Annotated in this window: 10 protein-coding genes; all 10 read left to right on the plus strand. The window is 50.6% G+C overall.

What is annotated here, in order from left to right:
- Window positions 1-260 precede the first annotated feature (260 nt).
- The 10 genes from ACYZUD_RS22450 to ACYZUD_RS22495 all read left to right on the plus strand — a co-directional run bounded on the left by ACYZUD_RS22450 (window position 261) and on the right by ACYZUD_RS22495 (window position 11,388).
- Window positions 261-542 carry a hypothetical protein gene (locus ACYZUD_RS22450; protein ID WP_462020191.1) on the plus strand — a complete coding sequence of 94 codons (282 nt, stop codon included), beginning with the start codon at window positions 261-263 and terminating at the stop codon, window positions 540-542.
- Window positions 543-608: 66 nt separating this feature from the next.
- Window positions 609-1,160 (plus strand): restriction endonuclease subunit S, encoded by a 552-nt coding sequence (locus ACYZUD_RS22455; protein WP_462020192.1) that lies wholly within the window; start codon window positions 609-611, stop codon window positions 1,158-1,160.
- Window positions 1,161-1,163: 3 nt separating this feature from the next.
- On the plus strand, window positions 1,164-2,687 hold the full coding sequence (locus ACYZUD_RS22460) for a type I restriction-modification system subunit M (RefSeq protein ID WP_462020193.1): 1,524 nt from the start codon (window positions 1,164-1,166) through the stop codon (window positions 2,685-2,687).
- Window positions 2,677-3,903 carry a restriction endonuclease subunit S gene (locus ACYZUD_RS22465; protein WP_462020194.1) on the plus strand — a complete coding sequence of 409 codons (1,227 nt, stop codon included), beginning with the start codon at window positions 2,677-2,679 and terminating at the stop codon, window positions 3,901-3,903. Before ACYZUD_RS22460 ends, ACYZUD_RS22465 begins: the two co-directional genes overlap by 11 nt.
- On the plus strand, window positions 3,903-4,739 hold the full coding sequence (locus ACYZUD_RS22470; RefSeq protein WP_462020195.1) for an HAD family hydrolase: 837 nt from the start codon (window positions 3,903-3,905) through the stop codon (window positions 4,737-4,739). Before ACYZUD_RS22465 ends, ACYZUD_RS22470 begins: the two co-directional genes overlap by 1 nt.
- Window positions 4,740-4,898: 159 nt before the next feature.
- Entirely contained in the window at window positions 4,899-8,174 is a 3,276-nt protein-coding gene (locus ACYZUD_RS22475) for a type I restriction endonuclease subunit R (protein ID WP_462020196.1), read from the plus strand.
- Complete coding sequence (locus tag ACYZUD_RS22480) at window positions 8,171-8,947, plus strand: M48 family metallopeptidase (protein WP_462020197.1); 777 nt, start codon at window positions 8,171-8,173, stop codon at window positions 8,945-8,947. The genes ACYZUD_RS22475 and ACYZUD_RS22480 overlap by 4 nt, the downstream gene beginning before the upstream one ends.
- Before the next feature lie 146 nt (window positions 8,948-9,093).
- Complete coding sequence (locus ACYZUD_RS22485; RefSeq protein WP_462020198.1) at window positions 9,094-10,056, plus strand: adenosine deaminase family protein; 963 nt, start codon at window positions 9,094-9,096, stop codon at window positions 10,054-10,056.
- Window positions 10,046-10,600, plus strand: a complete 555-nt coding sequence (locus ACYZUD_RS22490; protein ID WP_462020199.1) for a non-canonical purine NTP pyrophosphatase — start codon at window positions 10,046-10,048, stop codon at window positions 10,598-10,600. The genes ACYZUD_RS22485 and ACYZUD_RS22490 overlap by 11 nt, the downstream gene beginning before the upstream one ends.
- Window positions 10,600-11,388 carry an SIR2 family NAD-dependent protein deacylase gene (locus ACYZUD_RS22495; RefSeq protein WP_112196099.1) on the plus strand — a complete coding sequence of 263 codons (789 nt, stop codon included), beginning with the start codon at window positions 10,600-10,602 and terminating at the stop codon, window positions 11,386-11,388. Before ACYZUD_RS22490 ends, ACYZUD_RS22495 begins: the two co-directional genes overlap by 1 nt.
- Window positions 11,389-11,497: the final 109 nt, after the last annotated feature.

The following is an 11,497-nucleotide window of genomic DNA, read 5'->3' on the forward strand; positions in this document are numbered from 1 at the left end:
GACACATTGTGTGGCTCGCATCAGGAAGATGTATAGAGCAGCCCAGCCACCAAGACTTCCACGCTAGTGTGATTGGCTATTTCAAAGCGGACCCGCCTCTATAGAGCGCCTACTGAGCAAAAAGTGTTGACAGCACGAGCCAACGGGGAGATATTGCTCTCGCCATCTAATCAGTACGTCTTGTACAGAGAAAAAATGAGGCGCGGCAGGTTGCACCCTGCCGCTATTGCAATAACTGACTCGTTAGGAGAGCTAGAGCTATGAAACTGTACCAAATTACCTATGACCTGCGTAAGAAACGTGATTACCAATCCCTGTATGAGCGCATTAAAGCCTACGGCACTTGGTGCCGGCCGCTGGAGTCTACCTGGATTATTGCCACGACCCAGACAGCGGCTCAGGTGCGAGATAACCTCAAAGCAGTAATGGATGCTGATGACGGGTTGCTTGTAACTCGTCTTAAGGGCGACGCTGCATGGTATAGGCTGGCAGCCGAGCAAGCCAAATGGTTGCAGAACCAGTACCAACGCTGCGAAGTCTGACCACACTTGTCGCGCCAAGGATGGCGCTTTTCCCCTGAGCTATTTATGCCAACCCAGTTATTCAAGTTGAGCGAACTGGCTGATGTCCGCTCCGGATACACCTTCCGCGGCGCGCTGGAGCATGACCCGTCTGGCGATGTTCGAGTACTGCAGATCAAGGATCTGCGCCAAAACGCAGTGATTGAACCCGATACGCTAATTGCCGTTACCTGGGACATTCGTACCGCTCCGCCTCTGCTTCAGCCTGGCGACATCACCGTGATCGCCCGTGGTGATAGCAACAAGGCCGTACTGTACGCAGGCGAGCAGGCAGTTGTAGCGACCAGCCAGTTTTTTATTGTTACAGCGAAACAGTCACAGGTGCTGCCGGCATTCCTGTGCTGGTTAATCAACTTGCCACAAAGCCAACGCAGCCTTGAGCGAAGCGGCAGTGCGATTCAAGCCATCGGCAAAGCGTCCTTGATGGACATGCAGATCCCCCTCCCACCGCTCGCGATCCAGCAGAAACTGATTGCCCTGCAAGCGGTGTGGGATGAAGAGGATGAACTGATCGCGCGCCTGCAAACCAACAGAGAGCACATGCTGCAAGGCATTTACCAGCAACTTATAAAGGCTTGATCCATGAACGACAAAGTAAACCAGGACGATATTAACAAGGCGCTGTGGGCAGCCTGCGACACCTTCCGCGGCACCATCAGTGCGGACACCTACAAAGACTTCATCCTCACCATGCTGTTCCTCAAGTACATCAGCGATGTCTGGCAGGATCACTACGACAACTATAAAAAGGAATACGGTGACGAGCCGGAGCTGATCGAGGAAATGCTCAAGAACGAGCGATTCGTGTTGTCAAGTGACGCCAGCTTCTATGCCCTCTACGAGCGTCGCCATGAGCCAGGAAACGGTGAGCGAATTGACCAGGCGCTGCACGCTATTGAGGAAGCTAACGGCACCAAACTCAAGGATGCCGGCAAGAGCGTGTTCCAGGACATCTCCTTCAACACAGACAAGCTCGGTGAAGAAAAACAGAAGAACTCTATCCTGCGCCACCTCCTAGAAAACTTCGCGGGGGCCGAACTCAACCTTAAACCGTCCCGTGTCGGCAGTTTGGATGTGATCGGTAATGCCTATGAGTACCTGATCAAGAACTTCGCCGCCAGCGGTGGGCAGAAGGCCGGTGAGTTCTACACGCCGCCGGAAGTCTCTGAGCTAGTCGCCGAACTGCTAGACCCGCAACCGGGCGATACCATCTGCGACCCGGCCTGCGGCTCAGCGTCACTTCTAATGAAGTGCGGACGCAAGGTGCGCGAACACCACAACAGTAAGCAATACGCCCTCTATGGCCAGGAAGCTATAGGCTCCACCTGGTCGCTGGCCAAGATGAATATGTTTCTGCACGGAGAAGACAACCACAAGATTGAGTGGGGGGACACCCTGCGAAACCCCAAACTTCTCGACCAGAATGGTCAGTTGCTAAAGTTCGATATTGTAACCGCCAACCCACCGTTTTCGCTGGACAAGTGGGGTCATGAAGAGGCCGAGCACGATCAATTTGGTCGCTTCAAACGCGGCATCCCGCCAAAAACCAAGGCCGACTTCGCCTTTATTCTGCACATGATCGAAACCCTGAAAGCCAAGACTGGGCGAATGGCAGTAATCGTGCCCCATGGCGTACTGTTTCGTGGCTCCAGCGAAGGCAAGATTCGTCAGCAACTGATTGAAGAAAATCTGCTAGATGCCGTCATCGGTCTGCCGGAAAAACTCTTCTACGGCACAGGTATCCCCGCCTCAATCCTGATTTTCAGTAAGGCCAAAGCTGACGAAAACGTTCTGTTTATCGACGCCAGCCGCGACTTTAAGGCCGGCAAAAACCAGAATATTCTGGGTGATGAGCAGATCAAGAATATTCTGATCACTTACCGCCATCGCATTGGTTCGGACAAATTCAGTCATCGCGCCAGCCTGCAGGAAATCCGTGATAACGACTACAACCTTAATATTCCGCGCTATGTAGATACCTTCGAGAAAGAGGGAGAGATCGATCTGCTAGCAGTGCGTAACGAGCGCGAACAGCTCAAGGCACAACTCGTCAAACTGGAAGTGCAGATGGATGAGTACTTGAAGGAACTTGGTTATGGTTTTTAACGAGTGGCCACGCAGCAGCCTAGATGCTATTTCAAAAGTCATTGACTGCAAACACAGGACTCCTATTTATGTTGACTCCGGCATTCCCGTGGTATCCCCTGGGACATTAAAATGGGGGCAGCTAGATTTGGCATCGCCAAGCAAGCGAGTAACAGAAGAGGACTATCAATCACTGATGGATCACTGTGTAGTCGATATTGGCGATCTAGTAATTAGCCGCAACCAGTCCATTGGCGTGGCAAGTTATGTCGACACGACAGAACCGTTTATTCTTGGTCAAGATACAGTTTTGATCAAGCCAAACTCTGAAAAAGTTAATAAAAAATTCCTATATTTCAAGTTTCAATCAGAGCGTGTTCAGCTAGACATTCTAAGGCTGGCTGGCGGCTCGACTTTTTCACGTATCAACTTGTCAGAACTACGCAAGTTACGTTTTAGCATCCCACCGATTCAAGAACAGACAAAAATTGCAAAAATTCTGTCCGCATGGGATCAAGCCATCACCACCGCCGAATATCTTGTAGAGAATAGCAGGCTCCAGAAGAAAGCGTTGACGCAGCAATTACTGACGGGTAAAAAACGCCTGCGTGGTTTTCAAGAAGACTGGCGACAAATCCGCCTCGAAAAGCTCTTCCGTAGAGTCACAACAAAAAACACTGAAGCAAATACCAATGTGATGACTATTTCAGCTCAACAGGGCTTAATCCGCCAAGAAGATTTTTTCAGCAAAACCGTCGCCTCAGAAATTCTAGACAACTATTTTCTACTCAAGAAGGGACAGTTTGCCTACAACAAAAGCTATTCCAATGGTTATCCTATGGGAGCTATAAAGCGCCTGAACAAATACGATAAAGGCGTGGTCACTACACTTTATATTTGCTTTGAGACCGTCAACGAAAACACCTGCACTCCAGAGTTTTTTGAGCACTATTTTGAGTCTGGCTTGTTGAACAAAGGCTTGAGCAAAATCGCTAACGAAGGCGGTCGCGCGCATGGCTTGCTTAATGTCAAACCAAGCGACTTCTTTGGCCTACAGGTGTTTGTCCCCGAAGGTATAGAGCAAAATGCAATTGCTGCTGTGCTCACCACCGCTGATCAGGAAATCCAACGACTTCAAGCCAAACTTTCCTGCCTGAAGCAAGAGAAAAAAGCATTGATGCAGCAATTGCTAACAGGCAAACGCCGAGTAGTGGCAGATGAACAGGAAGTAGCTTGATGGCTAAAAAACACGTCCCCTTTGTGATTGCCTACGATTTCGACGGCACCCTGTCTCCCGGTAATATGCAGGAGTACAACTTTGTACCGGCATTGGGCATCAAGCCGGCTGAATTCTGGCGCGCAGTCAAGGCTATGTCTCAGGAGCAGCAGGCGGACGAGATTTTGGCTTATATGCGGCTGATGATCGAGAAAGCGCAGGCCGCCCGGGTGCCGGTGCACAAAAAGGACTTTGCCGATTTTGGGGCGCATATTCAACTATTTCCAGGCGTGCAAGACTGGTTCAAACGTATCACTGAATATGGCCGCGCCAAGGGCGTAAAGGTCGAACACTTCATCATCTCGTCGGGGCTGCGCGAGATGATTGAGGGGACCCCGATCAACAAGCATTTCACACGCGTCTATGCCTCAGGCTTTATGTACGACCATAACGACGTCGCGCACTGGCCAGCCTTAGCGGTGAACTACACCACCAAAACCCAGTATCTGTTCCGCATAAACAAGGGCAGCCTGGATGTGCACGATAACTCGGTAATCAACAAGTTCGTAGAGCCAGCCGAGCGGCCTGTGCCGTTCAGCAATATGGTGTTTATCGGCGATGGTGAGACCGATATTCCCTCCATGCGCCTGGTCAAGAATCAGGGCGGCCATTCGATTGCCGTGTACGGCAAGGGCAAACGCGGTGCCCGCGAAAAAGCACTCAAGCTGGTCAAGGAAGGGCGTACCAACCTGGCGACCACTGCCGATTACACCGATGGTTCAGCCATTGATCGCGCCGTGAAGGCGATGATCGACAAGGTGGTATCGGATCGCACAATCGCAGAAGCGAATGGCTGACACCACAGGTAGCGACCTACAGAGATGATGGTTTGAGGCAGTTCACCCAGCGCGGAATGGATGCTCGACCATAGTGGGTCATTGACCAACATAGCAGTTAAATTCATGAGCTGATTGGTTCCAGCAACAGCTGGCGGGCGGCTTGGAGAACTACAGCGGATGATACCAACACCTAAATTCCAGGAAGAATACAGTGCGAAACTTCCAGCTTTGGCTCTTCTGTGCAACCTCGGCTGGCAGTTCCTCTCGCCCGCGCAGGCACTGACAGCAAGGAGCGGCAAGAGCGACGAGGTAGTTTTGCGTGATGTACTGCGCGAGCAACTGAGCAAGCGACGTTTCTTGTTTAGCGGGAGTGAATATCCGCTATCGGCCAAGGCCATCGACAACCTGATCGGTGAGATGTGCAGCCCAGCGCTCAACGAAGGGCTACAGGCCGCCAACGAGCGGCTGTACAACCATTTGCTGTATGGCATCTCGGTGACGGAGTTCGTGGATGGTAAAAAAGCTAACCCGACCGTGGCGTTGATCGACTGGAACAATCTTACAAATAACAGCTTCATCTTTACCGAAGAGTTTCGCGTGCTGCGCAGCAGTGGTGTGGAATCGCGGAGGCCGGATATTGTTTGCTTCGTCAACGGTATTCCGCTGGCAGTGATCGAGGCCAAGCGCCCCGATAGCAATGCACAGAAAGGCCCGACCATCGACGAAGGCGTTTCGCAGAGTTTGCGCAACCAGCGTCACGACGAAATCCCAAGGCTATTCGCTTACAGCCAATTGTTGCTGTCGATCAATGGCAGCGACGGGCGCTACGCCACATGCGGCACGCCTGCGAAATTCTGGGCGGCTTGGCGTGAGGAAGATATCGCCACCGCAGAGTTGTATGCGCTGAAGAACCGCAAACTGAGTGCCGCGGAGAAGGCCTCTATTTTTAGCCACCGCCCTCCCCGTGATCGGGACTGGTATGACACCCTGATCGCTGGCGGCGAGCTAGCGCTAACCGGCCAGGATCAGTTGCTTATCAGCCTGCTCTCTCCTGCCCGGCTGCTGGAGATTACTCGCTACTTCACCCTGTTCGATAAGAAGGCTGGCAAGATTGTTGCTCGCTATCAGCAGGTATTTGGCATCAAACGGCTGATCGAGCGGATTACCCACAAGCGCAAGGACGGTGGCCGCGAGGGCGGGGTGATCTGGCATACAACAGGCTCGGGCAAGTCATTCACCATGGTTTTTCTGAGCAAGGCGCTGATCCTGCATGACTCGCTCAAACAGTGTCGCATCGTGGTGGTCACCGACCGGGTCGATCTGGAAAACCAGCTGAGCAAGACTTTCGCCTCGGGCGGCGAACTGGCAGGCAAGAAGGATCGCGGGGCCGCGATGGCCACTTCCGGGACGCGCTTGGCCGAGCAGATCGGCAAGGGTAATGAGCGCATCATTTTCTCCCTAATCCAGAAGTTCAACAGCGCCACCAAGCTGCCGCAATGCGTGAACACTAGTGCTGACATCATCGTGCTGATCGATGAAGGTCACCGCAGCCAAGGCGGTGAAAACCATATCCGCATGAAACAGGCGCTGCCCAATGCGGCTTTTGTGGCGTTTACCGGCACGCCCCTGCTCAAAGACGACAAGACCACAAATAAGTTTGGTCCCATCGTGCATGCCTACACCATGCACCGAGCCGTGGAGGATCAAGCGGTGACGCCGTTGCTCTATGAAGAGCGCATCCCCGATCTGGATGTGAACGCGCGCGCTATCGATAGCTGGTTCGAGCGCATCACTGAAGGGCTGAGCGAGCAGCAGAAGGCCGATCTAAAGCGCAAGTTCGCCAAGAAAGGACAGATCTACAGCGCAGATGATCGAATTCGCTTGATTGCACTTGATATCGCCAACCACTTCGTGAAAAACATTGATGAAGGCCTCAAAGGGCAGTTGGCCTGTGACAGTAAGGCGTCGGCGATCAAGTACAAGCAATACCTGGACGAAGCGGGTCTTTTCGAAAGCGCTGTGGTGATGAGCCCACCGGATAGCCGCGAAGGCAACACCGAAGTGGATGAAGCTGCTTCACCGGAGGTAACTCAATGGTGGAAGAACAACGTTGGGAGCGCGGATGAGCAGGTCTACACCAAGAAGTCGATTGAGCGTTTCGATAAGGATGATTCGCTCAAGCTTTTGATCGTAGTGGACAAGCTGCTGACGGGCTTCGATGAGCCGAAGAATACCGTGCTATACATCGATAAGCCGCTCAAGGAGCACAACCTGATTCAGGCCATTGCACGGGTCAACCGATTGCATCCCCTGAAGAAGTTCGGCCTGCTGATTGACTATCGCGGCATTCTTTCCGAGTTGGATACCACGATTCAGAAATATCAGGATTTGGCTTCACGCACTCAGGGTGGCTATGACATAAATGACATCGCCGGCCTCTACAGCCAGATGAGCAGCGAGTACAAACGGCTACCTCAACTGCACGAAATACTCTGGGCGATTTTTGCCGATGTGAAAAACAAAGGCGATATCGAACAGTTACGCCAGGTACTGGTACCCAAGATGCAGGAGCGCGACGGTGAGTTTGTGGATGTAAATCTCAAAGTGCGCGAGGACTTCTATGAGGCGCTAACCGAGTTCGCCAGTTGCCTGAAGGTTGCATTGCAATCAGCCTCTTTCTTCGAGGACACCAGCTTTAGTGACGCTGACCGCGCTCACTACAAGGAAACGCTCAAGCAGTTCTCCAGCCTACGCCAACTGGCCAAACAGGATGCCGGTGAGACGGTGAACTATGACCAGTACGCCGAACAGGTGCGCAAGTTGCTGGATAAGCATGTAGTCGGCGTGGAGGTTAGAGATCCAGGTGGTGTTTATGAAGTTGGCAAGATGGGGCAGCAAAAGCCTGAGCAGTGGAGTGAGGACAGGGTGCGCAACGAAACCGACATCATCAAGACCCGCGTGAGCAAGATGATTGAGCAGGAGCTACGTGACGACCCCTATGCCCAAGAAGCATTTTCTAAGCTGCTGCGCCAAGCCATTGAAGATGCCGCAAAGCTGTTCGATCATCCGCTCAAGCAGTACCTGCTATTCCACGAATTTGAGCAGCAGGTGCAGGCGCGCAAGCTAGATGAACTGCCGGACGTATTGGCGGGTAACCGCCATGCCCAGGCTTACTTTGGTGTTTTCAAGAAAAGCCTTCCGGAAGCCCTGATCTCAGCCGATGAACAGGTACAGGGGCACTGGGTGAAGCTGGCTTTTAGCCTGGATGAAATGGTCATGACCTCTGTGGCCGAACATTCTATCAACCCACAGAACATTGAAAGCGATATCCGCAAGAAGTTGTTACCGCTGCTCTTCAAGGAGTGCAAGGCGGTGGGGGCCGGCATGGATCAGGCGAAGGCCATGGTTGAGTGGGTGGTGCAAATTACGCGGGTGGGCTTGTCCGGTCTATGAGCGCTCCCATCGTCACGAATGCGCCGTCTAGTCCACCAGGGCAAAGCCGGCTGAGCTTTTACTACGCCGATGAGTTGATACAGGTTGAGCGGGCCCCACGGGGGCGCGAGGTTTCGCGCATTCTGATCAAGGTCGATCCAGATTGCCGCGTGCGGGTCAGTGCACCGGCCGGCGCTAGTGATGAACAGGTATTGGGTGCACTGAAGCGGCGCGGCCGTTGGATTTATCAACAGCTTCGTGAGTTCCGCGCTCAGCTCACGCATGTCCGCCCGCGGCAATACATCAGCGGAGAAAGCCACTACTATTTGGGCAAGCAATATGTGCTTAAGGTCGTGGAGGCTCCTGATGAGCTGCAACAGGTGCGTCTATTGCGTGGCAAGCTGGAGGTGTCTGTCCGGATGAAGTCGGCTGGAAAGGTACGCGAGCTACTGCACGCTTGGTACAAGACCCGCGCCCGAGAGGTTTTTGATCGACGTCTGGAGGCAGCCTTGCAGCAAGCCCTTTGGGTTTCTGGCAAGCCGCCACTGCGCATCCTCAGCATGCAAACGCAGTGGGGCAGTTGCTCCCCCGCCGGGCGCATCACTCTCAATCCCCACCTGGTTAAGGCGGCTCGTGAGTGCATTGACTATGTAATCCTGCATGAGCTTTGCCATATCGCGGAGCATAACCACAGCGAACGCTTTTACCGGCTAATGCAGCAAGTGATGCCACAGTGGGAAAGTGTGAAAAAGCGGCTAGACGGTATGGCGGCTTCCCTACTCAACGGCGGTTGATTTTGATTATACATCTGGATGCCGACTCTAGAATTACTACTGACCAAAAGCAGCCTCCTAGTTAGTCGGCACTATTGATCCGATTTTTTGCCGAAAGATCAACTTTCTTGATAGAGACCATCGCTGATGGGACACGACTTTAAAGTATGGAAAAGTGTGAGCTACACGTTCACTTAAATGGCCTCGTCAGTACGCGCCTAGTTATTGATTTACTTCAGCAGCAGGGAGCAGAAATTCCTGATAATTTCGATTTAGAAAGAGACCTCACCAGGTTTACACCTTCCCCTGACCTTCAGACATATCTAAAGCCTTGGCAAGTTTTAAGGCTTATTCCTCAAGGTCGCACAGCTCTCAATTTAATGGTTTTTAGTGCATTCGAAAACCTAGCAGCTCAGAATGTAAAGTTTGTCGAGTTACGGAGTAGCGTAATTTATCTTGCACTCCTTAATAACGTCACAGTACCCGAGGCGCTCTTGTGGTTGACCGAAGAGATTTACAGCGCCTCATTAAAATACGGCATTAGGGGCGGGCTGATATTAACGGTTTCACGCGGGGATTACGCTGCGGAACATCTACGCACCCTCTTAGCCGCTTATGCATCCATTGGTAAGCCCGGAATAATAGTGGGGCTAGATTTAGCTGGCAACGAAGATACCGTATCTCCAACAGAGCTCCCTCAGTTATATCGGAAAGCAAAATCTGATTTAGGATTAAAAGTCACTATACACGCAGGGGAAACAGGCAACCCCCAAAATATTATAGAAGCTATAGCCGAGTTTGATGCTGACAGAATTGGGCACGGTACAGCCGCATTCAAATCAACTAAAATTATGGAATTGATGCAAAAACGCGACATATGTGTAGAGGTATGCCCTATTAGCAACCGCCTAACAGGTGCTGTAAAATCAAGCGAGTCCCATCCTGTATGCGAGTTCATTAAATTCGGTGTACCGTTCGTTATTTGCTCGGACAATCCGGCGATTCACGGTGCGAGCATTAGCGATGACTATAATGAGTTCTATAAAGAAACAGAAAATAGTGCCATCCTCGAGAACATGCTGACTTTACAAAGAAAATATAGCTTCATGGAAGATAAAAATGAAAATTAGATTTGTTTCAAAAAACAACTTTAAAGTCCAAGAAGTCCAACAAATACTTCAGGATGCTGGGGTAGAGGTCGTTGCAGCCCGATACTCAATTGATGAAATCCAAACTGAGAATGTTGATAGTTTGGTCAGAGATAAATTACTGAAGGCTTTCAAGATAATAGGACGCCCTGTTTTCGTCGAGCATACTGGTCTCTATATTGACAGCCTCAATGGCTTCCCAGGTGGATTAACACAGATTTTTTGGGACAAGCTTCAAGCTGACAAATTCTCGACCCTGTTTGGATCCGGGGAAAATACTAACTTGGTCGCAAAAACGATAATTGGATATTGCGACTCTATGAAAATCCATCTTTTTGAAGGTGCAATAAAAGGTACCATATCTGCTGAACCCCGAGGAAACAGGGACTTTCAGTGGGATTGCGTTTTTATCCCCGAAGGCTTTACTGAAACTTTCGCGGAAATGGGGGATAGAAAAAACGACATATCGATGAGGCGTATTGCATTCGATAAGTTTAAACAGTTTCTTAAAGATGGAAATACTTGATGGAACAGTTACTATCATCTTTTAAGCAAGGCAACGTTATACTTTTCGTTGGTGCTGGAGTATCCACCAATCTGGGGCTTCCATCTTGGGGCGAACTGATCGACAAAATCGCTCAAGAACTAGGGTATGACCCTGAGATTTACAAGACATTTGGCGATCATTACGCCCTTGCCGAATATTATAGGATCAAAAAAGGTAGTATCGGTCCCCTCCGAAGCTGGATGGACCGAAGCTGGCATGCTCCGACTATCAATATTGAATCGTCGAAAATTCATGAACTGATTGCAAAAGCCAACTTTCCAATAATTTACACTACAAATTATGATCGATGGCTCGAAAACACATTCGATCACTTCCAAAAGCCATACACCAAAATAGCATCAGTATCTGACGTAACTAAGATAAGACCTGGAAGTACTCAAATAATTAAGTTTCACGGAGACTTCGATGATGACACCTCGATAGTACTTGATGAAACTAGTTATTTTGAAAGATTAGAATTCGAAACACCTCTAGATATTAAATTGCGATCAGACGTGCTTGGCAAATCAGTACTATTCATTGGTTACCGACTTGCCGATATAAATTTAAGGTTTCTATTCTACAAGCTATCCAAAATCTGGAAGGCCAACTGCAATAGTGAGGCACAGCCTCGGTCATACATATTTTCACCTAGACCAAACCCTGTCCAAGAAGCCATTCTTAACCAATGGGGAATTAACATGCTGTCCTCTCAGGTAGACTCCCAAGGAGATGCTCTCGCTGAATTTTTAGAGAATTTTGTATAACTCAAATGCACTTTCACCCGGCTAAACCGAAGAAATTTACGACTTCGGCCTGATTCTAAAGAAGGCTCTCAGCAGGCCGAAAGTTCAAAGCAGACTCTGAAATTTATTA

The sequence above is a fragment of the Pseudomonas sp. XS1P51 genome, from assembly GCF_054897845.1.

Coding starts and splice junctions, on each gene's coding strand:
- ACYZUD_RS22485 (WP_462020198.1), top strand. CDS start 9,094: ATGGAAAAGTGTGAGCTACACGTTCACTTAAATGGCCTCGTCAGTACG.
- ACYZUD_RS22460 (WP_462020193.1), top strand. CDS start 1,164: ATGAACGACAAAGTAAACCAGGACGATATTAACAAGGCGCTGTGGGCA.
- ACYZUD_RS22480 (WP_462020197.1), top strand. CDS start 8,171: ATGAGCGCTCCCATCGTCACGAATGCGCCGTCTAGTCCACCAGGGCAA.
- ACYZUD_RS22465 (WP_462020194.1), top strand. CDS start 2,677: ATGGTTTTTAACGAGTGGCCACGCAGCAGCCTAGATGCTATTTCAAAA.
- ACYZUD_RS22450 (WP_462020191.1), top strand. CDS start 261: ATGAAACTGTACCAAATTACCTATGACCTGCGTAAGAAACGTGATTAC.
- ACYZUD_RS22475 (WP_462020196.1), top strand. CDS start 4,899: ATGATACCAACACCTAAATTCCAGGAAGAATACAGTGCGAAACTTCCA.
- ACYZUD_RS22490 (WP_462020199.1), top strand. CDS start 10,046: ATGAAAATTAGATTTGTTTCAAAAAACAACTTTAAAGTCCAAGAAGTC.
- ACYZUD_RS22470 (WP_462020195.1), top strand. CDS start 3,903: ATGGCTAAAAAACACGTCCCCTTTGTGATTGCCTACGATTTCGACGGC.
- ACYZUD_RS22495 (WP_112196099.1), top strand. CDS start 10,600: ATGGAACAGTTACTATCATCTTTTAAGCAAGGCAACGTTATACTTTTC.